Annotated in this window: 29 protein-coding genes; 18 read left to right on the forward strand and 11 right to left on the reverse strand. The window is 42.9% G+C overall.

Features of this window, described 5'->3' with window-relative positions:
* The first annotated feature begins 56 nt into the window (after nucleotides 1-56).
* The gene (locus ACFN7Z_RS15035; protein WP_159151773.1) at nucleotides 57-602 is read left to right on the forward strand and encodes a hypothetical protein; all 546 of its coding nucleotides are present in this window, start codon (nucleotides 57-59) and stop codon (nucleotides 600-602) included.
* Between the two features lie 59 nt (nucleotides 603-661).
* On the forward strand, nucleotides 662-1,288 hold the full coding sequence (gene rdgB / locus ACFN7Z_RS15040) for an RdgB/HAM1 family non-canonical purine NTP pyrophosphatase (protein ID WP_010325884.1): 627 nt from the start codon (nucleotides 662-664) through the stop codon (nucleotides 1,286-1,288).
* 116 nt (nucleotides 1,289-1,404) lie between these two features.
* On the opposite strand, the gene ACFN7Z_RS15045 is transcribed toward rdgB, so the two are convergent.
* Nucleotides 1,405-2,289 (reverse strand): permease, encoded by an 885-nt coding sequence (locus ACFN7Z_RS15045; protein ID WP_010325883.1) that lies wholly within the window; start codon nucleotides 2,287-2,289, stop codon nucleotides 1,405-1,407.
* A 159-nt stretch (nucleotides 2,290-2,448) separates the two neighbouring features.
* Between ACFN7Z_RS15045 and tatA the strand changes: the two genes are divergently transcribed.
* The 4 genes from tatA (at nucleotide 2,449) to ACFN7Z_RS15065 (ending at nucleotide 6,410) form a co-directional block, all read left to right on the forward strand.
* Nucleotides 2,449-2,670, forward strand: coding sequence for a Sec-independent protein translocase subunit TatA (tatA, locus tag ACFN7Z_RS15050; protein WP_004979030.1), 222 nt, complete (start codon nucleotides 2,449-2,451; stop codon nucleotides 2,668-2,670).
* Between the two features lie 17 nt (nucleotides 2,671-2,687).
* A complete protein-coding gene (gene tatB / locus ACFN7Z_RS15055; RefSeq protein ID WP_010325882.1) occupies nucleotides 2,688-3,146 on the forward strand; it encodes a Sec-independent protein translocase protein TatB in 459 nt (152 codons plus the stop codon).
* On the forward strand, nucleotides 3,143-3,922 hold the full coding sequence (tatC, locus tag ACFN7Z_RS15060; protein WP_010325881.1) for a twin-arginine translocase subunit TatC: 780 nt from the start codon (nucleotides 3,143-3,145) through the stop codon (nucleotides 3,920-3,922). Before tatB ends, tatC begins: the two co-directional genes overlap by 4 nt.
* A 172-nt stretch (nucleotides 3,923-4,094) precedes the next feature.
* Nucleotides 4,095-6,410: a PhoX family phosphatase gene (locus ACFN7Z_RS15065; RefSeq protein WP_010325880.1), complete on the forward strand. Its 2,316-nt coding sequence runs from the start codon at nucleotides 4,095-4,097 to the stop codon at nucleotides 6,408-6,410.
* Between the two features lie 40 nt (nucleotides 6,411-6,450).
* Here ACFN7Z_RS15065 and ACFN7Z_RS15070 read toward each other — a convergent pair whose 3' ends face one another.
* Nucleotides 6,451-7,233 (reverse strand): NRDE family protein, encoded by a 783-nt coding sequence (locus ACFN7Z_RS15070; protein WP_010325879.1) that lies wholly within the window; start codon nucleotides 7,231-7,233, stop codon nucleotides 6,451-6,453.
* Between the two features lie 93 nt (nucleotides 7,234-7,326).
* Here ACFN7Z_RS15070 and lgt point away from each other — a divergent pair, with 93 nt between their 5' ends.
* The 3 genes from lgt (at nucleotide 7,327) to ACFN7Z_RS15085 (ending at nucleotide 8,996) form a co-directional block, all read left to right on the forward strand.
* Nucleotides 7,327-8,139, forward strand: coding sequence for a prolipoprotein diacylglyceryl transferase (lgt, locus tag ACFN7Z_RS15075; protein WP_010325878.1), 813 nt, complete (start codon nucleotides 7,327-7,329; stop codon nucleotides 8,137-8,139).
* A 101-nt stretch (nucleotides 8,140-8,240) separates the two neighbouring features.
* Nucleotides 8,241-8,624 carry a hypothetical protein gene (locus ACFN7Z_RS15080; RefSeq protein ID WP_029574939.1) on the forward strand — a complete coding sequence of 128 codons (384 nt, stop codon included), beginning with the start codon at nucleotides 8,241-8,243 and terminating at the stop codon, nucleotides 8,622-8,624.
* A 3-nt stretch (nucleotides 8,625-8,627) separates the two neighbouring features.
* A complete protein-coding gene (locus ACFN7Z_RS15085; RefSeq protein WP_010325876.1) occupies nucleotides 8,628-8,996 on the forward strand; it encodes a hypothetical protein in 369 nt (122 codons plus the stop codon).
* Between the two features lie 39 nt (nucleotides 8,997-9,035).
* Here ACFN7Z_RS15085 and ACFN7Z_RS15090 read toward each other — a convergent pair whose 3' ends face one another.
* A complete protein-coding gene (locus tag ACFN7Z_RS15090) occupies nucleotides 9,036-9,545 on the reverse strand; it encodes a hypothetical protein (RefSeq protein WP_010325875.1) in 510 nt (169 codons plus the stop codon).
* Nucleotides 9,546-10,071: 526 nt separating this feature from the next.
* Here ACFN7Z_RS15090 and thyA point away from each other — a divergent pair.
* The 5 genes from thyA to msrA all read left to right on the forward strand — a co-directional run bounded on the left by thyA (nucleotide 10,072) and on the right by msrA (nucleotide 13,824).
* Complete coding sequence (thyA, locus tag ACFN7Z_RS15095) at nucleotides 10,072-10,914, forward strand: thymidylate synthase (protein WP_010325874.1); 843 nt, start codon at nucleotides 10,072-10,074, stop codon at nucleotides 10,912-10,914.
* 116 nt (nucleotides 10,915-11,030) lie between these two features.
* Entirely contained in the window at nucleotides 11,031-11,543 is a 513-nt protein-coding gene (locus tag ACFN7Z_RS15100; RefSeq protein ID WP_010325873.1) for a dihydrofolate reductase, read from the forward strand.
* Between the two features lie 26 nt (nucleotides 11,544-11,569).
* Nucleotides 11,570-12,622 carry a DUF4105 domain-containing protein gene (locus tag ACFN7Z_RS15105; protein WP_035330379.1) on the forward strand — a complete coding sequence of 351 codons (1,053 nt, stop codon included), beginning with the start codon at nucleotides 11,570-11,572 and terminating at the stop codon, nucleotides 12,620-12,622.
* A gap of 95 nt (nucleotides 12,623-12,717) precedes the next feature.
* Nucleotides 12,718-13,176: an META domain-containing protein gene (locus ACFN7Z_RS15110; protein ID WP_010325871.1), complete on the forward strand. Its 459-nt coding sequence runs from the start codon at nucleotides 12,718-12,720 to the stop codon at nucleotides 13,174-13,176.
* Between the two features lie 114 nt (nucleotides 13,177-13,290).
* Nucleotides 13,291-13,824: a peptide-methionine (S)-S-oxide reductase MsrA gene (msrA, locus tag ACFN7Z_RS15115; RefSeq protein WP_159151774.1), complete on the forward strand. Its 534-nt coding sequence runs from the start codon at nucleotides 13,291-13,293 to the stop codon at nucleotides 13,822-13,824.
* Between the two features lie 16 nt (nucleotides 13,825-13,840).
* Here the strand turns inward: msrA and tnpC are convergent, their stop codons facing one another.
* From tnpC to ACFN7Z_RS15155, 8 genes are all read right to left on the reverse strand, one after another.
* Nucleotides 13,841-15,466 carry an IS66 family transposase gene (gene tnpC, locus ACFN7Z_RS15120; protein WP_395442157.1) on the reverse strand — a complete coding sequence of 542 codons (1,626 nt, stop codon included), beginning with the start codon at nucleotides 15,464-15,466 and terminating at the stop codon, nucleotides 13,841-13,843.
* 74 nt (nucleotides 15,467-15,540) lie between these two features.
* Nucleotides 15,541-15,930: an IS66 family insertion sequence element accessory protein TnpB gene (gene tnpB, locus ACFN7Z_RS15125; RefSeq protein WP_159151910.1), complete on the reverse strand. Its 390-nt coding sequence runs from the start codon at nucleotides 15,928-15,930 to the stop codon at nucleotides 15,541-15,543.
* Entirely contained in the window at nucleotides 15,873-16,256 is a 384-nt protein-coding gene (locus ACFN7Z_RS15130) for a transposase (RefSeq protein ID WP_159151909.1), read from the reverse strand. The genes tnpB and ACFN7Z_RS15130 overlap by 58 nt, the downstream gene beginning before the upstream one ends.
* 160 nt (nucleotides 16,257-16,416) lie before the next feature.
* The gene (locus ACFN7Z_RS15135) at nucleotides 16,417-16,821 is read right to left on the reverse strand and encodes a biopolymer transporter ExbD (RefSeq protein ID WP_004692473.1); all 405 of its coding nucleotides are present in this window, start codon (nucleotides 16,819-16,821) and stop codon (nucleotides 16,417-16,419) included.
* Nucleotides 16,821-17,444 carry a MotA/TolQ/ExbB proton channel family protein gene (locus ACFN7Z_RS15140; protein ID WP_004692475.1) on the reverse strand — a complete coding sequence of 208 codons (624 nt, stop codon included), beginning with the start codon at nucleotides 17,442-17,444 and terminating at the stop codon, nucleotides 16,821-16,823. The genes ACFN7Z_RS15135 and ACFN7Z_RS15140 overlap by 1 nt, the downstream gene beginning before the upstream one ends.
* Nucleotides 17,445-17,463: 19 nt before the next feature.
* On the reverse strand, nucleotides 17,464-18,231 hold the full coding sequence (locus ACFN7Z_RS15145; protein WP_010325869.1) for an energy transducer TonB: 768 nt from the start codon (nucleotides 18,229-18,231) through the stop codon (nucleotides 17,464-17,466).
* 215 nt (nucleotides 18,232-18,446) lie between these two features.
* Nucleotides 18,447-19,313 carry a formyltetrahydrofolate deformylase gene (purU, locus tag ACFN7Z_RS15150; RefSeq protein ID WP_004692478.1) on the reverse strand — a complete coding sequence of 289 codons (867 nt, stop codon included), beginning with the start codon at nucleotides 19,311-19,313 and terminating at the stop codon, nucleotides 18,447-18,449.
* A gap of 71 nt (nucleotides 19,314-19,384) precedes the next feature.
* A complete protein-coding gene (locus ACFN7Z_RS15155; protein ID WP_010325868.1) occupies nucleotides 19,385-20,086 on the reverse strand; it encodes a TetR/AcrR family transcriptional regulator in 702 nt (233 codons plus the stop codon).
* A 117-nt stretch (nucleotides 20,087-20,203) separates the two neighbouring features.
* On the opposite strand from ACFN7Z_RS15155, the gene ACFN7Z_RS15160 reads away from it, so the two are divergent.
* The 4 genes from ACFN7Z_RS15160 to ACFN7Z_RS15175 all read left to right on the forward strand — a co-directional run bounded on the left by ACFN7Z_RS15160 (nucleotide 20,204) and on the right by ACFN7Z_RS15175 (nucleotide 24,076).
* Nucleotides 20,204-21,652 carry a coniferyl aldehyde dehydrogenase gene (locus ACFN7Z_RS15160; protein ID WP_010325867.1) on the forward strand — a complete coding sequence of 483 codons (1,449 nt, stop codon included), beginning with the start codon at nucleotides 20,204-20,206 and terminating at the stop codon, nucleotides 21,650-21,652.
* Nucleotides 21,653-21,811: 159 nt separating this feature from the next.
* Nucleotides 21,812-22,048 carry a 50S ribosomal protein L28 gene (gene rpmB / locus ACFN7Z_RS15165; RefSeq protein WP_010325866.1) on the forward strand — a complete coding sequence of 79 codons (237 nt, stop codon included), beginning with the start codon at nucleotides 21,812-21,814 and terminating at the stop codon, nucleotides 22,046-22,048.
* 12 nt (nucleotides 22,049-22,060) lie between these two features.
* The gene (gene rpmG / locus ACFN7Z_RS15170; RefSeq protein WP_003654787.1) at nucleotides 22,061-22,216 is read left to right on the forward strand and encodes a 50S ribosomal protein L33; all 156 of its coding nucleotides are present in this window, start codon (nucleotides 22,061-22,063) and stop codon (nucleotides 22,214-22,216) included.
* Between the two features lie 144 nt (nucleotides 22,217-22,360).
* Nucleotides 22,361-24,076, forward strand: coding sequence for a cation:proton antiporter (locus tag ACFN7Z_RS15175; protein WP_004978997.1), 1,716 nt, complete (start codon nucleotides 22,361-22,363; stop codon nucleotides 24,074-24,076).
* Nucleotides 24,077-24,122 lie beyond the last annotated feature (46 nt).

Genomic DNA, 24,122 nt, shown 5'->3' on the forward strand with positions numbered 1-24,122 from the left:
AAAGCCATATAGCTGATTTTGAAGCTACGTTAATAAATATAAAGAAGATAAAATGAATGTTGAGCAATAATACATTTAAGCTATCAATTTACATAAGTACTTTCCTTATAATAAGCAGTCTGATTATATTTCAGATGTTAAAACCATTCTTTTTTGACCATTCTCAAATGTTAAATTTCACGATTCAAATTACTTCTTATAAAAATGGCTATACACCAAACGATTTCATGAAAGAGTTAGAAAAAATAAATTCAGCAGCTTATGGGACGTATGAGTCTGATTACTTTTTCCCGTTTATCACAACCCATCTACAACGTGAAACAATCTTGATGCTACCAACACTCAGAAAGAATACAGACACAGAAATCAGTGATATACCAATAAAGTCAAATAATAAATTTCATTTTCAGCTCCCTCTCTATTCCCAAGAGCATTTTTATCCCATCTCTTATATTAGCTTCAATCTCCCTTCAATTTTTGGAGGTGTAACTTTTGATTGCAAAAGTAAGCTGCCACAACAAACATCTTTGATCGAGACAGAAAACTATACAGCCCAAATCATTTTTAATCGAAAAAAATACTCTATTCAATCATATTCATAATTCAGCTATATAATTTTTAAAATGGGTTAAAATACAGAAAATTTAGATCGGTTTAACTCATGTCTACTCAATCATGGCTCACTCAAGGCACATTAGTCCTCGCAAGCAATAACAAAGGTAAAATTGCGGAATTTGAAAAATTATTTGCAGAGCTCAACTTACCTGTTGAAGTGATTGCTCAAGGTAAATTGAATATTGAAGATGCCATTGAAGATGGTTTGAGCTTTGTCGAAAATGCGATTATTAAAGCACGTCATGCTTCTAAAATTTCAGGAAAACCAGCCATTGCAGATGACTCCGGGATTTGCATCCCTATTTTAGATGGTGCACCGGGGATTTACTCTGCGCGTTATGCAGGTGAACACGGCGATGATGCTGCCAATAACCAAAAACTCTTAGCTGAACTCAAGCTACTGCGTAAAGATGGTCAAGCGATTGAAGGCATGTTTGTATGCGTTTTAGCGTTAGTACAACATGCCGATGATCCTCTTCCGCAAATTTTCCAAGGTATTTGGAAAGGTGAAGTACTAGAGGTTGCTCGTGGGGAAAATGGTTTTGGTTATGATCCACTGTTCTGGCTACCCGAGTTAGGGCTTTCAAGTGCAGAAATGAGTAAAGAAGAAAAAAATAAAATCAGCCATCGTGGCCAGGCGATGCAACTGTTTAAAGCCAGTTTAGAACAATAAAAACTAAGCTGTGTAATGTTGCCCCTTCTCCCCTCGGGGAGAAGAGTAGCGAAAGATTTCCTATATCCCCCTATCACCGTTGCGCAGCACTTGCATTTCCAGCTAAAAGTGAGTGCTTAGATCACAGCAAATACATGCAGCAATAAACCATAAATACTCACCACGGCACAGCTGATGATCGTACCTGAAGCAATGTATTTTGCCGATGTGCCTGTACCTTGATAATGCGTTTCCAAAGCCACAATATTGGCTGCTGGCGGTAAACAAAATAATAAGAACATGACCCCAATATATTGTTCAATATTAGGAATAGCAAGATAACGATAACTCAGCCCACACAGCACCACGCCACATACCAATTTTAACAAAGCTGTCCGACTACTTTGCCACAAGTCCGCTTTTTCAACTTTGGTGTGCCTCAACCACATGCCCAATACACACATGCCAGAGAAACTCATACCAAATTTGGCTGCACTATAAACCACATCAATCAGATCATGCTGTGACCAATGTTGTACCCCAACGAAACGAAAAATAACGGCCAGCATCAAAGCAATCATGGGTGGAGCACAGAGCACTTTTTTTAAAATAAACGAAAAAGCTAACGGTGTTTGGCTCACAGCCGTCACCGCCCAGAGATTGCCAAAAATAGAACCACCGATGTATAGCGCCACCATTGCTGGACTAATTTCTGTGCCAAACAACGCTATCGCAAAAGGAAAGCCTAGCCATGCCATATTGACATAACTAAAGCATAGGGCGCTTAATTTATTCTTTGAAAAGTATAAGAAAAAGTAAAATAAGAGCACTGCCACGACAAAACTGAATAACATCAAACTAAAGCTACCAGCCTGATAAAACACCATGTTGTAGACAATAACAATCGGAATAAAACAACGCGCTAATAGACTTGAAAATCCTGTTTTCAACCGTGTTGCCAATGGGGTAGATGCAAGGAATAAACCACTAAGAAAGGCCAACAGAGGGAGCAGCAACGTCACTTCAATATCCTTGAAATTTCACCTAATCATCATAACACTGCTTTTCCTCAAAATCTGTGCGGAGCGATCGTTTTGTCTTGAAATTGAAACATCATCGTCACCGCAATGTCACACAAGCCTGTTGATATAGGGAAAACGAAAAATGATGAGGATCTACCCATGGCGGGACTATCAATTTGGCACGTACTAATTTTTGCAATTGTGGTTATTCTTCTTTTTGGTACAGCCAAACTTAAGAACTTAGGCAAAGATGTCGGTGGTGCCGTGAAAGACTTTAAAAAATCAATCCGTGATGAGGACGCTGAAGCAGCTCAACTCAATGAACCACGCACCTTAGAACATCAAAATAGCAACACAAGCAACTCAACCGTCAAACATTAAGTCATTGGAGTTTTGCGATGCTCAATATCGGCATGACAGAGCTTTTGGTGTTTGGCATTATCGCACTATTGGTTCTTGGACCAGAGAAATTACCTGAAGCGGCGCGCTTTGCAGGCAAGTGGTATGGCAAAGTCAAACGCATGGTCAGTAATGTACAAAATGACATTGACCGTGAGCTACGGATGTCTGAATTACGTGAGCAAATGCAAAATGAAATGAAGCGAATTCAGGAGCTTGAACAAAAAATGCAAGCTCAGATGCAACACATACAACAACAAAATATTTTGGCAAATGAAAAGCACCAAGAAACTGCCATACTCGATAATAAAAATATCTCCCATACTTATCAGTATGTAGATCAAAAAGCGCCTATCTTACTGACACTTCAGCCTATGAAACAAAAGTCATCTGTAGATTCGGCACCTTATTTAGGCTGTGTTCAAAATCGCTTTGAACCGATGCGGGAGGCCGTATGAAATCTAGCAACTTAAGCCCTGTAGTGACTCAAGACTCAGAGCAACTGCTGCTTGAAGAAATGCCGATTACTAAGCACTTGATCATCTTAAGAGGTCATTTATTTAAAATCGTCGGTTTAATTCTCATTTTGTTTTTTTGTTTATTGCCTTTTGCCAATCATAGCTACCAAATGCTATCTGAACCCTTACGAGCACAACTTCCAGTTAGCTCATCTATGATTGCAACGGATGTTACTGCCACCTTTATGGCGCCATTTAAACTAAACTTTTTTGTGGCTCTCATGCTGGCCATGCCTTTTATCATTTATCAGCTTTGGGCTTTTGTAAAACCTGCACTATACGAAAAAGAAAAATCACTCGCAACACCTCTTTTGATTGGTAGTATTGCTTTGTTTTATGCAGGTGTAGCTTTTGCTTATTTCATTGCGCTGCCATCCATTTTACACTTTTTTATCAGTGTTTCCCCTGACACTGTGGCCCCAATGACAGACATCAACAGCTATCTCAGCTTCTGTCTAAAACTGTTTTTGGTTTTTGGCTTAACATTTGAAATTCCTATTGTTACCTTAATACTCATCTTGATTGGGGTGGTGAGCACACAACAATTGGTTGAAAAACGAAAATTCATTATTGTCGGCTGTTTTTTTGTTGCAATGTTTGTGACCCCACCTGATGCTCTTTCGATGATTATGCTCGCGATACCAATGTGGCTTTTATTTGAGATTGGTCTGTTTTTTGGAAAACTGATTGAAAAAAAGCGAGCTGCTGAAGCTTAAGCTCCCCGATTGAAAACAATGAGCAGGCAAAATTGCCTGCTTTTTTTATGGCTAAATGTGCTACCGATCATTTCATGTTTTTGACATATAAACTTCACCACGCTGTCATATTGACGTTTTACCTTGTTTGTAACTTTCTAAAAACGACCAAGCAAAAACGCTAGGAATAAACATGACCTATCAAACGCCTTACCATGAAGACCAAGAACTGGATAATAATGACTCAAGCAACGTCCATTTTCGAGACATTCTAGAAAAACGGATCTCACGTCGTAACTTAATTAAAAAAACGGCTAGTGGGGCTGCTGCATTGGCTTTAGCTTCAAGCTTAACCGCGTGTGGAGACGATGATGACAATTCAAACTCATCAGGTGGTAACACCACACCAACCGACCCCAATACGCGACCAGAAAAGCTTACCTTTAGCCCTGTTGAAAAAAACTTAGATGATTGGGTGACGGTTCCTGAAGGCTATACTGCCTCTGTACTTTATGCAATGGGCGACTCGATTCATCCTGCATTTGGGGCATGGGAAGACAACAATGTACCTTCAGGCCCAAGCTTTCAGTTCCGTTCAGGTGACTGCCATGATGGGATGAGCTTTTTTGGATTAGATACTGCAAAGGGTCAATTTGACGCTACCGCATCTGAACAAGGCTTGTTGGTGATGAATCATGAATATATCAACCAAACCTTCTTACACCCACAAGGCCCCACCAAACCGAATGGCCGTCGCCCTGAGGATGAAGTGATTCGCGAAGTCAACGCACATGGGGTTTCTGTCGTTCATATCAAGAAAGACAACACCAATCAAAAAGTTGAAATTATACAAAACTCGTTATTTAACCGCCGCATCACAGCATCCACGGTGATGGACTTTAACGGCCCTGTTGCCAACACTACTTTACTTGCGACCCAATACTCACCTGTCGGGACGAAAACGCGTGGTACACATAATAACTGTGGCAATGGCTACACCCCATGGGGCACTTATTTAACCACTGAAGAGAACTTTATTGGATACTTTAAACGCGCTGGTGCAGATGAATATGCAGGCCGCTCAGAGAAAGAAAAAATCGCATTAAAACGTTATGGCTTGGGCTTAAGTATTGATTATCTTTATGAGAAAAATGCAGATGGCACCCCGAAGAAGAATGAAAAAGGACAAATTATTTACCTCCTTGATCCAGCAGGAAATAAAATCCCAAATAAAGATGAGCAAAATCGTACCGTTTATTTGGATACGAACTCACGTTATGCATGGGAAACCGCAATTGGCGAAGCTGAGTCGCAAGATCTATATGACCGTTGGGATGCAACTATTAAAGGAGCAACTGCTACACAAGACTTCCGTAATGGGCCAAACACCTTTGGTTGGATTGTAGAAATTGACCCGTTTAACGCAGGTCAAAACCCTGTAAAACGTACTGCACTAGGACGTTTCGCACATGAAGACTGTCGTGCAAGCCGTGCAATTGAAGGCCAACCGTTTGCCTTCTACATGGGGGATGACTCTCGTGGCGAATACATTTATAAATTTGTCTCGGATGCAACTTGGGACCCGAAAGACATTAACACAGGTTACCGAGCAGGTGACAAATACATGAACAATGGCAAGTTCTATGTGGCTCAATTTAATGATGACGGTACAGGACAATGGGTCGAATTGGCTTATGGACAAAATGGCCTAAATGAACAAAACAGCATTTACCCATTTAGCTCTCAAGCAGAAGTCCTGACCTTTGCACGCTTAGCAGGTGACACGGTTAAAGCAACCAAGATGGACCGTCCAGAATGGGTCGCAGTTAACCCAGAAAATGGGGAAGTTTATGTTACGCTGACCAACAACTCAAACCGTGGTACAGCATATACAACCGATGCAGCGAATCCACGTAACTATAGCGACCCAGAAGGCGGTAAAGGCAATGTCAACGGTCATATCATTCGCTTCAAAGAAGAAAACTCAGCGGCAGAGACCTTTGAATGGGATATTTACTTATTTGGTGCTGAAGCTGCGATGGCGGAAAACATTAACCTCTCAGGTTTAAATGATAACAACGACCTGTCATCACCAGATGGGATGTGGTTTGACCCACGGGGCGTGCTGTGGATTCAAACCGATGATGGCGCGTATACCGACACAACTAACTGTATGATGCTTGCAGCCTTACCGGGTCAAGTGGGTGATGGCGGTGCTGCAACTGCTCCAAATGAACAAGCAACTATTGTGGGTGCAAAAGTTACAGATGAAAACTTACGTCGTTTCCTCACAGGCCCTGCTGAATGTGAAATCACGGGGGTAACCATGACGCCTGACCACAAAGCCATTTTCATTAATGTGCAACATCCGGGTGAAGACTCTAAGAGCTACGATGCACCAACCAGCCACTGGCCTGCAAGCCAAACCGATCGTACGAACCAAACTGCGCGTCCACGTTCGGCAACCGTGGTCATTACACGTAATGATGGCGGTTTGATCGCAGGTTAAGCAAAAACACAGCAAATGCCGACCTCATGTCGGCATTTTTTTATAGTTTAAAGAATACCGTCTGTTCCGTGATTTTTCCTTTACACTCATCCTGCTGCTGCTTTTCCAGCCAAGACCATTGTTCATGGGTCATGCGCAGGAAGTTAGAACAGCGTGTCCCATAAATAGGGCTTTGAATAAAGGTCGAAGACAATAACTCTTCCATATCCTGACTAATGCCAGTTTGCGGCAACAGGTCTGGAATAATCTTGCGCTCATCCTCCAAAATATCCCAAGATGTCGCCTCTAACTCGCGTTGTAAGATGTGGGACTGTTGCAACATCGGTAAGAACTCTTGGGTAAAGCGCTTACGTAAATGTTTGGTTTTTTCCCAATGTTCAGTCATCAAACCATTCGACACCACATACACGCCTTTCGGAAGAACCTGTGGTGCTTCACCACGATTGCTCATGTAGACCGCCTGATGCCGATCCCCCATAAAAAGATTAAAGCCCGCATAGTCACATTGTTTTTTCTCTAAGTCTTGAGCAAAACGAATCGGGGTTTGTTCAGACTCTAAAAAGGATTGAATCAAATGTCCACGAGACGTTGAATAGCTGGTTTGATCCTTTCCATCGCGAAAGTTGGTTAAAACTGCCCAACGTCCTATTGGCGTTATACCCATCCATGTGCCGCCAGACTGCAAATCTTGCCCTGCAATAATCGGACTATTTTCCCATTGCTTTAAAAGACTCGAAGGGCGCTGATAGAACTCATCTCGATTTGAAATCAAACACAATGGCATCTCATCCAAGACCTGCCATGCTATTGCCACAATACACATAAACGATACTCATCATCTTTACACATTGAATGTACAACATTTTTCATCTCTTTCAGCTAAAATCTGTTCAAAACATAATGACTAGGAATATGCATGCTGACCTATCCAAATATTGACCCCGTCGCAATAGCACTTGGCCCTTTACAAGTCCATTGGTACGGACTGATGTATTTATTGGCCTTTTTGTTTGCTTGGGGACTTGCAAGCTACCGCGCGAAAGAACGTGGTTGGACACCTGATATGGTCTCCGATTTGATCTTTTATGGCGCTCTAGGTGTAGTCATTGGTGGTCGTGTCGGTTACGTCTTCTTTTATGGCTTTGAGCAATTCCTTGCCAACCCAATTTGGCTGTTCCAAGTCTGGACAGGCGGCATGAGTTTCCACGGCGGCTTCTTGGGTGTAATGCTTGCCATGCTGTTCTGGTGCAAGAAATACAAAATGACTTGGTTCCAAACCCTCGACTTTATTGCGCCATGTGTCCCTACAGGGCTCATGTTTGGCCGTATTGGTAACTTCATTGGCGGAGAGCTTTATGGTCGTCCTGTTGCAGACCCAAACTTTGCACTGGGTATGATTTTCCCAACTGACCCGCTACAGCTGATTCGCCATCCATCTCAGCTCTATCAGGCCTTTTTTGAAGGGTTATTGTTATTCATCGTACTGTGGTGGTTCAGTTCAAAGCCACGTCCTCGTATGGCGGTTTCAGCGTTATTCCTGATGGGCTATGGTATGGCCCGCTTCATCGTCGAGTTCTTCCGTGAGCCTGACAACGGACAGCTGTTCATTGCATGGATGAGTAAAGGTCAATTCCTCAGTCTACCAATGATTCTGGTAGGCGCGTGGATGATGTGGTATGCCTATCAAAAGAAAATCTATGATTGGGGCCCACAAAAGAATAATAGCTAATCCGGTGAGCGGATTAAATATTGGGGGCATCATTGCCCCCTTTTTTAGGACCAAATTATGCTAAAGTGACATATGTTTGGTTTTTTAAATACATCACTCCCATGCTCGAATTTTGGTTTAATCCCTCAATTTCTATTCTTAAAAAATTACTTATTTTTATCGCAATTGCTGTTGTAACAGGTGTGTTGTATTGGATGGCCCCCCTAAGCCTCAATGCCATTTTAATGTTCTTGGGTACTGGGATTATTTTTCTGATTTGTCGTTACTGCAAAATTCACTTTGCGGCCAAAAATCCTACAGGTTTTCTGTATCGTCTACTGACTTGGATTCCGATTGCCCTACTCTTGGCGCTGATTTTTATGAATATTAAAGATGGTGAACTGTTGATTCCAGGTGCACAAGGGATTGGTTTTATGGCGCTGGGGATTTGCCTATTTTCCCCCCTATCCCTTTTGCATAGCAATACTCAGCCTGAGTCCAAATAAACCATGTTGAGCTTTTGGTATTCGGAACGCTGTAGCCGTGAAATTAAACTCATCATTTGTATTGCAACTTGTGTGATGATTGTTATCGCAGCACAAGTTCAACAGCTTGGCGCAATTTTTATTGGTTTGAGTCTAGGGATTGGCATTACAACGCATCTGCTGCGCAGTGCGCACTTGAAGATTGCTCAGGGCAATCCGTATCAGGAAGGCTTTTCGCGTTTGGTGGTTTTTCTACCCCTAATTGCCCTGATTTGTTTGCTCGGCTATCTACCCGCGCAAGATAAAATTGCGCTGGCGCTTCAGTGTATCGGCTTTAGTGGAATTGGTTTATTTTTAGTATCGATTCACGCACAGCGTGAAAAAAGAATTTAATCGGGATGCGGAGTTGCTCTACATCCCGTCAACATCTGCTTAATCCATTCGATAATAGCTGTAGTTCACATTTTGGTTACGGTAAACCGCATAACCACTTTGTTTAAAATCAGAAACCCAGCCATTGCCTGAATAAGCGGCAATATGTCCATAACGGTTTTTTGCAGTACGGTCGATAATATAAATATCGCCTTTTTTAGGTTGATCAAAAGATAAGTTGATTTTACGATAACCAATGCTGGTTAAGGTCTTACCCCAATCTGCCGCAGCCACAGGATGACTCTTGAAGCGTGCACCCGCAGACTCTAAGCCAATACGAATACTTTTAGCACATTTTTGGGTACTGGTTTGACGGGTAATATTTCTTAAAAAGCCTGTAAATTTTTCAATATCCACACGCTGATGGTTACTAATAGCCCTTTCTCGTGCCTGCTTCGAGCTTAAAATATCCGAAGCGGTGACATTTCGCTCTGACTGAGAACGTATTATGATATTGGTTTGCGCAGGCGCATAGACGTCATTCATATTTACGTTTTGATCATAAGGCATACTAAAACCAACTCTCCTCCCAATCATTAGGGGTGTGCAACTTTTCGAGTTCGAAATACTAACCGCTCAGCATTGAACTTTCATGTCGTAAATGTAATATTTTTTTTCAAAATGCAACACAACCTTTCTAAAGTTTTCTTTTCTCTGTACTTTTTGAAACCTAAATTAACTAAAAAAATTTAATCCTTCACCAAGTGCCTATTCGCCTCAAGCTCAAATGTTTCAACATCAGCAATGAAGTCCTTAGATATGGAATGGATTGCCCATCTAAACGACTGCCTATTTAGATCCAATATAATTAAATTATTTCAGTTTAAATCCTGTACAAAACCACTTTAACCTGGTTCTCTGTAATAGCTTTCACATAACTTTTATATGATTAATCATCTCGCCTGACTTACTAATCTCGGGTGCGCAATAAGGCACAATTCAGTATAATCATCCGCAGATTTTATAATTTAGAGTGGAAAGTACAGGCACATCTATTAAGAGGTCTGTTCCCCCGAAGTGTTTATTTGAGAGTTTTATGAAAATGTATTTAGACCTGCTACAACACATCCTCGATCACGGCGGTGATAAAGGCGACCGTACTGGTACAGGTACGCGCTCGGTATTTGGTCATCAAATGCGCTTTGATCTTTCTCAAGGCTTCCCTTTATTAACCACTAAAAAAGTACACTTTCGTTCGATCGTGATTGAGCTGTTGTGGTTCTTAAAAGGCGATACCAATGTGCAATATTTACAGGACAACAAAGTCAGTATTTGGGACGAATGGTCAACCGCAGAACAAACTGCGCGTTTTGGTCGCCCAGAAGGTGAACTGGGGCCGGTGTATGGACATCAATGGCGTAACTTCGGCGCAACTAAAAAAGCCGATGGTTTATATGAACAAGATGGTTTTGACCAAATTGCTTGGTTAGTCAATGAAATTAAAACCAATCCAAACTCACGCCGTCTGATTGTATCGGGTTGGAATCCACAAGAAGCTGGGCAAGTTGCTCTTCCTCCGTGCCACACTCTATTCCAGTTCTTTGTCCATAACGGCAAACTGTCTTGTCAGCTCTATCAGCGCAGTGCCGATGTATTTTTAGGTGTGCCTTTTAATATTGCCAGTTATGCGCTACTCACCCATATGATCGCACAAGTCTGCGGTTTAGGTGTGGGGGACTTTGTCTGGACGGGTGGCGATACACATTTATATGCCAACCATTTTGAGCAAGCAAAGCTTCAGTTAAGCCGTGAACCTTTAGGGCTGTGCCAACTGAAACTGAATCCTGCGATTAAAGATATTTTCGACTTTAAATTTGAAGATATCGAAATCGTGGGTTATGAATCGCATCCAGGGATTAAAGCACCTGTTGCTGTTTAAAGTAGATCAAGTCCAATTCAATCTCGCATTGAATCAGCGGGATTAAGGTTTACCCATAGATATTCTTCCTCTCCTTGAGGAAGAATCAGAAATATGACCCAACATTTGAGCGCATTATGGCCTTTCAAAACTTAGAAGTTGTACATGTAGTGGCAATGGATCAGCAGCGCTGTATTGGTAAAGGCAATGACCTACCTTGGCATATTTCAGCCGATCTAAAACACTTCAAAGCCATCACCCAAGGTGGTGTGGTCATTATGGGCCGTAAAACGCTGGAATCGATGGGCCGTACATTACCCAAGCGTGTCAATTGGGTCATTACTCGCGACACTTCTTGGGCTTTTGAAGGCACAAAGGTGGCTTACAGCATCGAAGAAGCTTTAGCGCAAGCTGTTGCCAATGTTCAAGCTTCAGAAAAACCTGACAGTATTTTTATCATTGGTGGCGGTGAAATTTTTAAACAGACCATCGACATTGCGGACCGTTTAGAACTCACGCATGTTGAACTCGATGTGCAAGGTGATGCGCATTACCCTGCCATTCCAGCAGCATTTAAAAAAGTCGCGTCAGAACAACATATTGATGACAAAACTGGAATTGCTTTTGAGTTCGCAACCTATCAAAAATAAAGCATATTCTTTTTGCTAAAAGCACGATGCACAACATGATCAAAATAGAATTTTGGCGGACACTGGGCTTTGGATTACTCCACACCCTGTTTAGTATTTTTGTCTTGTTCAGTTCAATTTGGCTGTGTTTTGCATTGTGGATTCAAGAGCCTTTGGGCTGGTTGGTCAGCCGTATTTTTATTGGGATCTGGATTGCTTTTGCGCTCAGCATTTTGGGTATCTATATCACCCAAAGCTTTTTTGGTCGTCGCCTCGATATCATCCTTTATCTCCTTGGCTTTTTACTGGCATTGTCTTGGTATTTTAGTTTAGATGCTCGCCAAGACCGCGACTGGCAACCTGAAGTAGCAAAAATCTTGCATTATGAAAAACAAGGCGACCATGTCACCCTTCATAATGTCCGTAATTTTACATGGCACCCTGACGGCTCCTATACTGAACATTGGGATACCCGCTCTTTCGATCTAAATCAAATCACTGGGGTCAATATCATTACCTCATACTGGATGGGACCGCAAATCGCACATACCTTGGTCAGTTTTGATTTTGCCAATACTGCACCGCTGACTTTTTCCATTGAAATTCGCAAAGAAAAAAATGAAGAATTTTCAGCGATTGGTGGTTTTTTTAGAAAATATGAGCTGAGTTTAGTGGCCTCAGATGAGCATGATATTGTGTATACCCGTAGCAATATTCGTCATGAACAAGTCTATTTCTTTCCTGTTCGCCTCGGACAGGCTGAAAGTAAAGCACTGTTTGTAGAGTATTTACATAAGGCAGACGAGCTGGCCAAACATCCTAAGTGGTATAACACCCTCACCAGTAATTGCACCACCTTGGTGTTTGATATGGTTCAAGCCGTTTCACATGACGCTTTACCAACCGACTATCGTATTTTAGCTTCAGGTTATTTGCCGAACTATCTGTATGACTTAGGCGCGATTAGCCCACAGTGGGATATGAAAACATGGTATCAAAAAGCCTATATCAACCCACGTGTAAGCAAACAAACAGCTTTAACCAGTCCTGAGTATTCACAGCTCATTCGTCAGGGTTTACCCGTTGACCAAACACGCTAAGGTCTGCAACGAAAAGCTGCAAGTTAAAACTGGCAATCAACGACAAAATTTGCTTTGATAGTTCAGACGATACATCAAAATAAGAGTCTGATCCCATGTTAAAAAAACTGATTGCAAGCAGTCTTTTAGCGAGTAGCTTAATCATGACTGGTTGCCAAACGACACCACCGCCATCCGACACCATTGAAATGGCCAACATTCAACAGCTTCAGCAACGGACTTGGATTTTGACGCAAATCGGCAATACCGAAATTAAAACAGCACCCAATGAACGTAATATTCCAAGCCTTCAGTTTTCAGCTGATAACCGCATCAGTGGTGCAGATGGCTGTAACCGAATTATGGGCAGCTATACCGTAGGACGCGATACGCTCACCTTGAGCCAGCTCGCAACCACCCGAATGGCCTGTATCAATAACAGTACTGTTCCGCAACAGTTCCAAGAAGCGCTGGCAAAAGTGACACATTACCAAGTGTTTGGTAAAACTCTGAAACTACTCGATCGACATGGCAACTTGCTGCTACAGTTTGGCTCTGCCATTCAACCACGTTAAATTATTTCTATAAAAAGCCTGTAATCACAGGCTTTTTTAATCTGTAGCAGACAACATTGTACTGCACCAATCAGCCCTTATATAAACAGATATAAACACAATTAGGATTTTAAAATGCAACAAGCACTCTTTGGTGGTGGATGTTTTTGGTGTGTAGAAGCGGTTTATTTAGAGCTTCAGGGCATACATAAAGTGACCAGTGGTTATGCAGGTGGAGATACCGATAACCCGACGTATGAAGATATTTGTCGTGGCGATACCAACCACGCCGAAGTTATTTTAATTGATTTTGATGAAACTCAAATCAGCTATGCTCAGCTGCTCGATGTATTTTTTGCCACTCATGATCCTACAACACTCAACCGTCAAGGCAATGATGTCGGAACCCAGTATCGTTCAGTCATTTATTATTTTAATGATGCGCAGCGTGCTGATGCAGAGCAAGCGATTAACGACTTAAAGGCAGAAGGTCTCGATATTGTGACCGAACTCAGCCCTGTACCAACGTTCTATTCGGCTGAAGACTATCACCAAAACTTTTACGCTCGTAATCCATCTCAAGGCTATTGCAACTTTGCCATTCCGCCAAAACTGATGAAGCTGCGCTCTAAGTTTCAGGCTTTATTGAAAGACGTAAGCGTCCGCTGAACCCCATGTCTATTTTTTAATTTGAGTTGGATTTCCAGCGGTGTGGTAGCAATTCTTCTATTTGGGTCACTTTATGGGTCGGCAATCTTTTCAGCACATCACTTAAATAGGCATACGGATCCAGCCCATTCAGCTTTGCTGACTGGATTAAAGTCATGATGTTTGCCGCTCGCTGACCACTGCGCAGCGAACCTGCAAATAACCAGTTCTTACGTCCCAACGCCCAAGGCCGCACCTGGTTTTCCACCCAATTATTGCAAATCGGTAGATTGCCATCATCCAGATAGCGGCTTAAAGCTGGCCAACGCTTCAGAGTGTAATTGATGGCCTTGGCGGTTGGAGAACTCGATGGCACCGTCAGTTGATGCTGGTTGAGCCATTCATACAGTTGTTGCATCACCGGTTGACTATGCTGTTGTCGGTATTCGCGGCGCTGTTCTGCTGTACCATCGGTCTTTCTCCTGAGTTCTGCTTCTATGGCATACAGTTTCTGAATCAGCACTAAGGCCTGTTCAGCGACCTGACTTTTCTTGGTCACATGCAGTTCATGGAATTTACGACGAGCATGCGCCATGCAGCCCACCTCAATGACTTGGCCTGATTTAAAGCGTGCTTTATAACCACTGTAATCATCACAGACTAGATGGCCCTGCCAGTCTTTCAGGAACACTTCAGCATGCTGGCCTGCACGACTATCCTGAAAGTCATAAATCACGGCTTGAATTGGATTATATTGGGTTGTTGCATAGGCCCAGACATAACCTTTCTTCGGTTTTTTCTCATCATCACTCATCCGCATGATGGTGACTGGTGTTTCATCTGCATGCAGCACCCGCTGTTGCAGCACCACCTCTTTTAAAGCATTGGCCAGAGGCTCCAGTTCTACACCGCAGCGACCTATCCAGTCAGATAAAGTTGATCTAGAAAGCTCGATTCCCGCCCGCTGATAGATCAGACGTTGACGGTACAGCGGTAAATGATCTGCGTATTTCGAGACCAACACATGGCTAAGCAGTTCAGGACTGGCAATGCCTTTATCAATCACATAGGCGGGCATCGCTTGCTGAGTCAGGGTGTCACACTGATCACAGACCCATTTGCCACGCACATGCTGTTCCTTATAGAACTGTGCCGGTCTGAAATGTAGTTTTTCACTGATATCTTCGCCGATACGACGCAAGGTGCAGCCACAAGCACATTGGGTTGATGTTGGTTCATGCTCGATACGGATGGTGTGTAGATGATCGGGCAGCAGTCGACGTTTAGGTTTGTTGACTGTGGCTTTGTGTGTCGCTGCATCAGTTTTATCTGCATTCAGCCGTTCCAGTTCCAGATCAACAGCGGCAATATCTTCTTCGACCGCTTCATCCCAGAGATGGATTTGTTTTGCGGTGAGATGTTCGTTTTTACTGCCAAATTTGTGCTGTTTAAATAGTGCGAGCTCATGCTCGTATTTTTGCGTGAGAATGGAAAGATGTTGAACTTGAGCATCTAATTGCAGATTGGATACTTCAAGATGCTGAACTTTGGCATCTAATTGCTGGTTTGATTGTGCCAGAGACTGATGTTGCATTGCCAACTGTCTAGTAAATTCCAGCAGTTGTTCATGGGTCAGTTGGCTTAAATCAGGCAGTGTATTCATGACCGCAGTATGCCTGAGGTCATGAGAAGAATGAAATAGAACGTTTGGAGAATAGCAGAATGGACCAAGCTAGTTTAGAGCATTGTGACCAATTGCTGTCGTCCAATGCGCTGCCAAGGCAAACCCTGGATCAGTGCCTGTAACTGTTCTGGACTGAGTGCCAGGGTTTCACCCTGATGAACTTTAGTCCAGTGAAATTTGCCCTGTTCCAACCGCCGAGCACACAGCCAGATCCCCAGTCCATCATGTACCAGCACTTTCATGCGATGGCCACGTTTATTACAGAACAGGTAAGCACAATGCGGTTTGATGTAGCCAAAGGCTCTCACCACCTGAGCCATGGCCGTATCCATACCTGCACGCATGTCCATGGGCTGGGTAGACAACCAGATTTCATCGATACGGATCATGTTGTAAGTGCCTTGAGTAATTCTGCTAAAGCAGATATTTCTGATACTTGCCATTTCAAGCCAATTTTTGCTTTTGAGTGGGGTAAAGTAATTTGAACCGTTAACATGCCAGTAGAAATAGGATCTAATGGTGCAGAGCAAGATAAGGCAATAAATGCAGGTTTATTCGGTAGTAGTGAGCGATCATTCCCTGGCTTAGCATCAATTAAGCGAATCCATTTGGATACAAGATGTGTATTCAATCCATGTTGCAAAGCGACCGAAGCAATTGAAACCTCCGATGCTTTACACGCCTGAACGATCTGCTGTTTAAATTCAGCACTATATGTTCTTCGTATTATCGTAAGAGATGCGATGGATGTCTGGTTATTTGTAGTCATAAATTTAAGTTCCCACTTGTTTTTAAGTGAGGACTAAATTAAGGCTTATAGGACGAATTCATAAGGTGTGTTTAGCGGACGCTTACTGAAAGACAGCAAATAACTCAATCATTCACCATAAAAAAAGCGACTTCAAGAGTCGCTTTTTTTTAACATCAACTTAGTTATCGCTTACGAAAGCAATATCCGCCAGTCCAGCTTCACTCGCACGAGACATAACTTGTGCGACCATATCGTAACGAGATTCTTTATCTGCACGAAGTTGAACCGTTGGCTTGGTTTCCAACTCACCCGCTTCATTAAAACGCGTTTGTAGTTCTTCCAAACTAATCACTTGATTATCCCAAGCCACTTCACCTTTTGCATTAATACTCACCGTAATGGCTTTAGGTGGAGGATCTACAATATCAGCCGTCGTTTTTGGTAAAGTTAATGGAATTGATGGGTTGGCAACGGTCGCTGTCACCAAGAAGATGATCATCAAAACCAGCATAATATCAATCAGCGGAATGAGATTCATCTCATTCATGCCAGCATCGTTATCGTCACCCAATTGAAAAGCCATTAAGCTTGACCTCCAACTAAACCTTGTTGAGTCGCTTTACTTTCTACTGCCGCAGGTGCTGAGTCTTGTTGCAACATGGTATCAATGAGCAAGCCGTGTGCTTGGTCTTGAAGCTCATGTGCCAAAGTACGGTTTACACGCGCACAGATGTTATACGCTAACACCGCAGGAATCGCGACAGCCAAACCTAAACCCGTCATGATCAGTGCTTCACCTACAGGAGTTGCAACTTGCGCTAAGCCCGCTTGACCACTTTTACCAACAGCAACAAGGGCATGGAAAATTCCCCATACTGTACCGAACAAACCCACGAACGGTGCAAGCGATGCAATCGTACCTAGAACTGAAACACCTTTCTCAGCATTCGCTTTTTCAGCAGAAATTTGACGAAGAAGGGCTTGTTCTGCAACGGCTTTACGTTGTTCAAAGTTCAATACAGCAAACTTTGATTTTAACTTAGCTAAAGCTTGTGAAAGTTGAGCATAAGCTTGTTGTTTCAATTGACGTGTACCCATGATACGTAAAACAAAGATGGTCCACGTTGCAATCGACATTGCCAACAAGATGAAATACAGTGTTTTACTGACTGCATCAGCATGTTGCCAATAAACTGAAAAGTTCATACTCGAACTCCTGATAAAGTTAGCGTTTTGTATTCAATTCTAAATCAAATGGTTGCTCAGCCCGAATTGGATAAGCCACACCATTTTCTTTATAAGGTTTAAATTTAGCGCCTTTGACAGCTCTTAAAATCTTTTCATCTAAAGCAGGCACACCACTTGAGCGCGTAATACGGGCATTCACAATCGACCCTTTTTCATTCGCCTCAATCAGCACCACGACTCGACGGTTTTCACCTTGTAAATCTTGATTACTATAAACTGGTTTTGGAGAGCGGCTCCATTGCACACCTGAACCACCAATCGACACCGACTTAGGTGAAGTATCAGCTGGTGCAGCCTGAGTAACAGGTTTCGCTTGCTCTGGTTGCACGACAGGTTTTTCGACTTTTTTCTCTGTAATCGTCGTGGTGTCTGTCGGTTTCACTGGGGTTTCAGTTGGTTTAACAACTGGTTTAACCACTTCTGCTTTTTTAACTTGTTGAACCTTTTCTACCTTTTTCGGTGGGGTCGGTTGTGGTTTTTCCACAATCTTCACTTCCTTCGGCTTAGTCGGTTCCTTTTTCGGTTCTTCCTTCGGCTTAGGCGGTAGCGGTTTTGGTGGTTCTTGAATTTTAACGAAGCGAACCTTCAATGGTTCTTTTTCAATCGGTTTGAGTTCAGGAGCTTTCATGTGGTTCACTGCCCACAATACGCCCATATGGCCCACGACAACCGCGATCAAAGCAGCAAGAACTTTCTTTTTCATCGGGTTGGGAGTCTGCATAGGAGAAATAACTGTTGAACTCATTAAAATCGGTGACCTAATTTAAGCGGAGTGGTCACTGGGTTGGTTTCCACTATAACGCTTATCGGTTAGTACAATAAAGTAGCGCAATGATAAATGAGAAGTGTTTTCATTTGCAACTATTAATTTGTCACTTTTTATGGTTTTTTCTAATCATACCCAAACAAAAAAGGCATACTTAATGTATGCCTTTTTCAATCTTGCTTGCAACCCATTTTTTATTGGAAAACGACTGTTTTGTTACCATCAACAATAATACGGTCTTCTAAGTGCCACTTCACTGCACGTGCCAAGACATTACGTTCAACATCCTGACCCAATTCACGTAATTGATCAACCGTAAAGTCATGGTTCACACGCTCTACATCCTGCTCAATGATCGGACCTTGGTCCAGATCCGCAGTGACATAGTGCGCAGTTGCACCAATGAGTTTTACACCTTTTTCATGCGCTTGCTTGTATGGGTTTGCGCCAACAAAAGCAGGTAGGAATGAATGGTGAATGTTGATCACTTTCATTTCCCACTTCTCGACAAATGCTTCATCTAGAATTTGCATATAACGCGCAAGTACCAATAAGTCATTGCCTTGCATTAATTCATCAATTTCAGCATAAGCTTCGCGTTTGTTGTCCTTCGTTACAGGGACAACTTCAAACGGAATGCCAAAGTTCTCAACCGCTTCGCGTAAAGTTTCATGGTTAGAAATCACTTTGGTGATTTCGCACGGCAAACCACCACGCGCATGACGCCATAACAGCTCAAGTAAGGCATGGTCTACTTTAGACACCAAAATCCCGACTTTTTTCACGTCGCTGACCAGTGCCAAACGCCATTGCATTTCATAACGCTCTGCTACATTTGCAGCAAAAGTTTGAGTGATGCTTTCTTTACGAGACTGTAAATTGTCTAGTTCAAACTCAACACGCATGAAGTAACGTCCGCCCTGAGCTTCAGTCGCGTATTGATCAAGCGCAGTAATATTCGCGCCTTGATGATACAAAAAGCTCGATACAGCTTGCACGATCCCTGGCTTATCTTCACAAGTAATCAGTAAACGTGCCGTGTTAGCAGTTGTCATATTCATGTCAGTTTAAATCAGTAAAATGAAAATCAAGCCGAGTATTCTAGCGCTTTTTACCCAGCTGTCAAAACACCTTATGGCTTATCATCCGATTTAAATGACGCCAAGCTCGAAAACAGTTCAGACGGCCCCATCGTATCCAACAAGCGCTCATACGTCTCACGACTTTCACCACGCAAATAGGTCCCTTCTAAGAACACCATTTGACGGAGTGCCTGCCAGACCCACTTTTCTTCTAATGTATTGGAATCAGTGATATGACCCGACATATAAAGGAAGTTGGTCCAGTTGGTCAGTACAATCCATAAATTGATAATCAGGGCTTCAATTTCTGACGACGTCATTTGCATCAGACCGGCATCAACAAAGGCCTGATAGATCTTTTGCCCTTGTTGCATCACTTGCCCTGCAAAACGCGGATACATCTTGCGGAAGTCTTCATTGTTTTCAACCAAATGATAGACATCACGATGTAAAAAGCGATAAGCCCACAACTGGCTGCTTAGCACCTGAAAATAACGAATTTTATCATTAGCATCTAACAGACGGTCATCGGGCAAAGCCAGCATCTGTAGCGTTTCGCCTTGATACTGTTCCATGAGCTCTTTGATAATTTCACTTTTATTGCGAAAGTGATAATACAAATTGCCCGGACTCATATTCAATTCAGCGGCAATATGATTGGTCGTAACAGAACGTTCTCCACGCTCGTTAAAAAGCTGCAAACTGAGTTGCAAAATACGTTCTTTGGTTTTCAACGTTTTAGTTTGAGACATCCTAAAATAACCATTCATTCAGTGCATTAGAAGACTAACACATAAAGTAACTTGACTAATTAGAGCAATTACTCTAAAAAATTAAACATAAATTGAAATTTGAAATGGTAGTGCGGCATGAACAGTCAAACAAAAACAACTTCATTGACACCACATTCTTATGATATTCAGCACCTACATGATGTGCTTGAACAGCAAAAGCACGCTTATTTACGTTATCCATTGCCAACCGCAAAAGAGCGTATTGACCGTTTGGCACGACTTAAGCGTATCTTAGTTAAGTATCAAGATCAATTTGCAGAGGCAATTAATCAAGACTATGGCAACCGTTCCACCAGTGAAACCAAAATTGGGGAATTACTCACCTGCCTTGAACATATCAAATATTATAGCAAGCATTTAACCACGTGGATGAAACCCTCGAAACGTCACGTTTCCATCATTCACCAGCCGGCTAAAGCATGGGTGCAATATCAACCTTTAGGTGTGATCGGCATTATTACCCCATGGAACTATCCTTTATTACTCTCGATTGGACCCTTAATTTGTGCTTTGGCGGCAGGTAACCATGCCATGATCAAGATTTCTAGTTCATCGGGTAACTTTGGTCGCATCCTTGAAAAAGCGCTCTCTGAAGCCTTCCCTCAAGAATTAGTTTCCGTGACCAATGGCGGTGGTGCGATCTCGGATGCCTTTTGTCGTCTGGCTTTTGACAAACTGATTTTCACAGGTTCAACCAATGTCGGTAAAACCGTCATGTCTGCTGCGGCAGAGAACCTCGTTCCATTGATCCTCGAACTTGGCGGAAAATCACCAGTATTAGTACATCCTTCTATTCATTTACGGGATGTTGCACAGCGGATTGCTGCAGGTAAACTGTGGAATGCAGGTCAAACCTGTGTGGCACCTGACTATATGTTCTTGCCTAAAGGTAAAACTGCCGAGTTTATTGAACACTTCCGCGAGTGTGTGGAAGAGATGTATCCTGACATTCTGCATAATCCAGACTACACTTCAATTATTAATGACCGCCAATACAACCGCTTGCAAAGTTATCTTGAAAATGCACGTGAGCATGGAGCACAGGTGGTTGAAATCAACCCAGCCCATGAAACCTTCTCCGATACACGTAAAGTGCCCCCTACACTGTTAACTGGCGTCACGCCTGACATGCGTATTATGCAAGACGAAATCTTTGGACCACTGCTGCCGATCATGGAATATGATCAAATAGACGATGTTATCGAGTTTATTAATAGCCGTCCGCGTCCACTTGCATTATACTACTTCGACTTTGATCAGGCGCGTGCAGATTATGTTGCACAGCGTACTCATTCAGGGCATTTCGGACAAAACACGGTTTTGACCCATGTCGCACAAGACGATTTACCATTTGGTGGCGTTGGTGCATCAGGTATGGGGAAATATCATGGTCCAGAAGGTTTCTTCAGTTTGTCGCATGAACGGTCAGTGATGTCGAATCCCAAGTTATATAGCTTGAAATTCATTCTCCCACCGTTTAACAAACCAATTCACAAGTTGATTTCAAAGACCCTTCTTCGCTAAATGATCAAGGCATGACCTATCGCACGGGTTCATGCCTAGTTTTAATGAAAATCGCTTGTCTTTTAAGCGCATTTTTGGTATAAAACGCCCCTTGAATGATTTCATCCGTTTACTTAATAACTAGCGCACAATCGGTGCTGTCTAGCAATGGAGTTCACCATGTCTAAGGTTTGCCAAGTTACCGGCAAGCGTCCAGTCGTTGGCAACAACGTCTCGCACGCCAATAACAAAACCAAACGCCGGTTCGAGCCGAACCTGCATCACCACCGTTTCTGGTTAGAAAGCGAAAAACGTTTCGTACGTCTTCGTCTAACTACAAAAGGTATGCGTATTATCGACAAATTGGGTATCGAGAAGGTTGTTACTGACCTACGTGCTCAAGGTCAAAAGATCTAAGGAGTCTGAACAATGCGTGATAAAATTCGCCTAGTTTCTACTGCTGGTACAGGTTATTTCTATACCACAACTAAGAACAAACGTACTATGCCGGAAAAAATGGAAATCAAAAAATTTGATCCAAAAATCCGTCAACACGTAATCTTCAAAGAAGCTAAAATTAAATAATTTTAGTTTTTTGGAAAAAACGACCTGCTTTAGGTCGTTTTTTTTTGCTTTTTTTTCGTTCGACTTGTTAAACTTTTAATCTCTTTTGGCACCTTTTGTGCTTTGCTTCTTTTTCACCCTTAACTTTTGCTTAAGGAGTTTTTAGTGCCTCATGACGTAGATCTCATTATATTACTTGCTGTCGGTTTTGGGCTTGCGCTCATTTTCGGCTATCTTGCCGTACGCTTACGCCTTCCCCCACTCATTGGTTATCTGATTGCGGGTATCATTATTAGCCCCAATACTCCTGGTATTGTCGCAGACATTCATTTGGCGAACCAATTGGCTGAACTTGGGGTCATGTTCCTCATGTTTGGTGTGGGCATGCATTTTTCCCTCAATGACTTATTACAAGTTCGACGCATTGCGCTGCCTGGTGCCATTTTACAGATTGCTGTAGCGACCCTGCTCGGAATAGGCGTCAGTATGATCTGGGGGTGGAGTTTTGGCTCTGCCTTGGTCTTCGGCTTAAGCCTGTCTTGTGCCAGTACAGTGGTATTACTCAAAGCACTGGGAGACCGTGGTCTACTCAATTCGGTCAACGGTAAAATTGCCGTAGGCTGGCTCTTGGTCGAAGATCTGGTCATGGTCTTGGTGCTGGTACTCTTACCCGCAACAGCAGCTCTACTCGGTGGAGAAGCCCTTGCAGGCGGTGCTGATGACAACATTTGGCTTACCTTAGGCATCACCTTACTCAAAGTAGTAGGCTTCATCGCTTTTATGCTGATCATCGGGAAACGTCTTGTTCCAATGATCATGCAATTTGTTGCTCGACTTGGTTCACGTGAACTGTTTACCTTAACCGTGGTGGCTGCTGCAGTCTCAATCGCCTTTGGCGCGTACAAAATTTTCGGTGTTTCCATGGCACTGGGCGCTTTCTTTGCCGGGATGGTCGTTAAAGAGTCTGACTTTAGCCACCGCGCCGAAGAAGAAACTCTCCCTCTACGTGAAATTTTTGCCATTTTGTTCTTTGTTGCAGTGGGCATGTTATTTGACCCGCGCATCTTAGTGGAACAACCTGTGCATGTACTTGCAGTCGTTGCGATTATTATGGTCGGCAAAACCATTGCGGCCATGGCACTAGTGCTCTTTTTCCGCTACCCCATCAATACGGCACTCACCGTCGGTGCGTCACTGGCACAGATTGGTGAGTTTTCCTTCATCTTAGCGACACTCGGGGTTTCACTTAAACTCTTGTCCTTAGAAGGGCAAAACCTAATTTTGGCAGGAGCACTCATCTCCATCACCTTAAACAGTTTTGTGTTCTCCGCAATTGAGCCTGTACAACGTTGGATTCGTGAGCGCTCACATCTAGCACGCTTACTGGAACGTAGTGGTGACCCATTGGCAATGCTGCCTGATGAAGTCTCACAAGACTACTTACGTGACCAAGTGGTAATTGTTGGACATGGTGAAGTTGGCCGTCGCATTACCAAACAATTGATGGCCGAAGACATTAAAGTGGTGATTGCGGAAGAAAACCGTGAAATTGTAGAAAACCTGCGTGAAAAAGGCATTGCGGCTGTTTCTGGGATGGCGACAGACCCTGGCGTACTGATTCAAGCCCATATTCAGCATGCGCGCCTGTTGGTACTTTCCCCGATGGATATTTTAGATATTCATAAAATCGTGGATATTGCCAAAACCCTCAATCCTGAGATTCAGGTCTTGGTGTGTGCAGAAAGTAAAGAAGAAGCTGAAGTGATTCGCCGCGATCAAATTGGTGAAGTTTATTTTGCAAAAGAGGAAATGGCGAAAAATATGAGCAATCATATTTTAAATCAAATTCAGATTGCACATCATCAAGCACCCACCCACTAAGGAACAAACACTGGATACAAAAAAACGCACTGTTCAGTGCGTTTTT

Origin of the sequence: Acinetobacter sp. P1332, assembly GCF_044057475.1 — a bacterium.
Lineage (GTDB): Bacteria > Pseudomonadota > Gammaproteobacteria > Pseudomonadales > Moraxellaceae > Acinetobacter > Acinetobacter johnsonii.

What these genes read in the sequence shown, in the direction of transcription:
- ACFN7Z_RS15035 (WP_159151773.1), top strand. Translation starts at nt 57, where the DNA reads ATGTTGAGCAATAATACATTTAAGCTATCAATTTACATAAGTACTTTC.
- rdgB (WP_010325884.1), top strand. Translation starts at nt 662, where the DNA reads ATGTCTACTCAATCATGGCTCACTCAAGGCACATTAGTCCTCGCAAGC.
- tatA (WP_004979030.1), top strand. Translation starts at nt 2,449, where the DNA reads ATGGCGGGACTATCAATTTGGCACGTACTAATTTTTGCAATTGTGGTT.
- tatB (WP_010325882.1), top strand. Translation starts at nt 2,688, where the DNA reads ATGCTCAATATCGGCATGACAGAGCTTTTGGTGTTTGGCATTATCGCA.
- tatC (WP_010325881.1), top strand. Translation starts at nt 3,143, where the DNA reads ATGAAATCTAGCAACTTAAGCCCTGTAGTGACTCAAGACTCAGAGCAA.
- ACFN7Z_RS15065 (WP_010325880.1), top strand. Translation starts at nt 4,095, where the DNA reads ATGACCTATCAAACGCCTTACCATGAAGACCAAGAACTGGATAATAAT.
- ACFN7Z_RS15070 (WP_010325879.1), bottom strand. Translation starts at nt 7,233, where the DNA reads ATGTGTATTGTGGCAATAGCATGGCAGGTCTTGGATGAGATGCCATTG.
- lgt (WP_010325878.1), top strand. Translation starts at nt 7,327, where the DNA reads ATGCTGACCTATCCAAATATTGACCCCGTCGCAATAGCACTTGGCCCT.
- ACFN7Z_RS15080 (WP_029574939.1), top strand. Translation starts at nt 8,241, where the DNA reads ATGCTCGAATTTTGGTTTAATCCCTCAATTTCTATTCTTAAAAAATTA.
- ACFN7Z_RS15085 (WP_010325876.1), top strand. Translation starts at nt 8,628, where the DNA reads ATGTTGAGCTTTTGGTATTCGGAACGCTGTAGCCGTGAAATTAAACTC.
- ACFN7Z_RS15090 (WP_010325875.1), bottom strand. Translation starts at nt 9,545, where the DNA reads ATGCCTTATGATCAAAACGTAAATATGAATGACGTCTATGCGCCTGCG.
- thyA (WP_010325874.1), top strand. Translation starts at nt 10,072, where the DNA reads ATGAAAATGTATTTAGACCTGCTACAACACATCCTCGATCACGGCGGT.
- ACFN7Z_RS15100 (WP_010325873.1), top strand. Translation starts at nt 11,031, where the DNA reads ATGGCCTTTCAAAACTTAGAAGTTGTACATGTAGTGGCAATGGATCAG.
- ACFN7Z_RS15105 (WP_035330379.1), top strand. Translation starts at nt 11,570, where the DNA reads ATGCACAACATGATCAAAATAGAATTTTGGCGGACACTGGGCTTTGGA.
- ACFN7Z_RS15110 (WP_010325871.1), top strand. Translation starts at nt 12,718, where the DNA reads ATGTTAAAAAAACTGATTGCAAGCAGTCTTTTAGCGAGTAGCTTAATC.
- msrA (WP_159151774.1), top strand. Translation starts at nt 13,291, where the DNA reads ATGCAACAAGCACTCTTTGGTGGTGGATGTTTTTGGTGTGTAGAAGCG.
- tnpC (WP_395442157.1), bottom strand. Translation starts at nt 15,466, where the DNA reads ATGAATACACTGCCTGATTTAAGCCAACTGACCCATGAACAACTGCTG.
- tnpB (WP_159151910.1), bottom strand. Translation starts at nt 15,930, where the DNA reads ATGGCAAGTATCAGAAATATCTGCTTTAGCAGAATTACTCAAGGCACT.
- ACFN7Z_RS15130 (WP_159151909.1), bottom strand. Translation starts at nt 16,256, where the DNA reads ATGACTACAAATAACCAGACATCCATCGCATCTCTTACGATAATACGA.
- ACFN7Z_RS15135 (WP_004692473.1), bottom strand. Translation starts at nt 16,821, where the DNA reads ATGGCTTTTCAATTGGGTGACGATAACGATGCTGGCATGAATGAGATG.
- ACFN7Z_RS15140 (WP_004692475.1), bottom strand. Translation starts at nt 17,444, where the DNA reads ATGAACTTTTCAGTTTATTGGCAACATGCTGATGCAGTCAGTAAAACA.
- ACFN7Z_RS15145 (WP_010325869.1), bottom strand. Translation starts at nt 18,231, where the DNA reads ATGAGTTCAACAGTTATTTCTCCTATGCAGACTCCCAACCCGATGAAA.
- purU (WP_004692478.1), bottom strand. Translation starts at nt 19,313, where the DNA reads ATGAATATGACAACTGCTAACACGGCACGTTTACTGATTACTTGTGAA.
- ACFN7Z_RS15155 (WP_010325868.1), bottom strand. Translation starts at nt 20,086, where the DNA reads ATGTCTCAAACTAAAACGTTGAAAACCAAAGAACGTATTTTGCAACTC.
- ACFN7Z_RS15160 (WP_010325867.1), top strand. Translation starts at nt 20,204, where the DNA reads ATGAACAGTCAAACAAAAACAACTTCATTGACACCACATTCTTATGAT.
- rpmB (WP_010325866.1), top strand. Translation starts at nt 21,812, where the DNA reads ATGTCTAAGGTTTGCCAAGTTACCGGCAAGCGTCCAGTCGTTGGCAAC.
- rpmG (WP_003654787.1), top strand. Translation starts at nt 22,061, where the DNA reads ATGCGTGATAAAATTCGCCTAGTTTCTACTGCTGGTACAGGTTATTTC.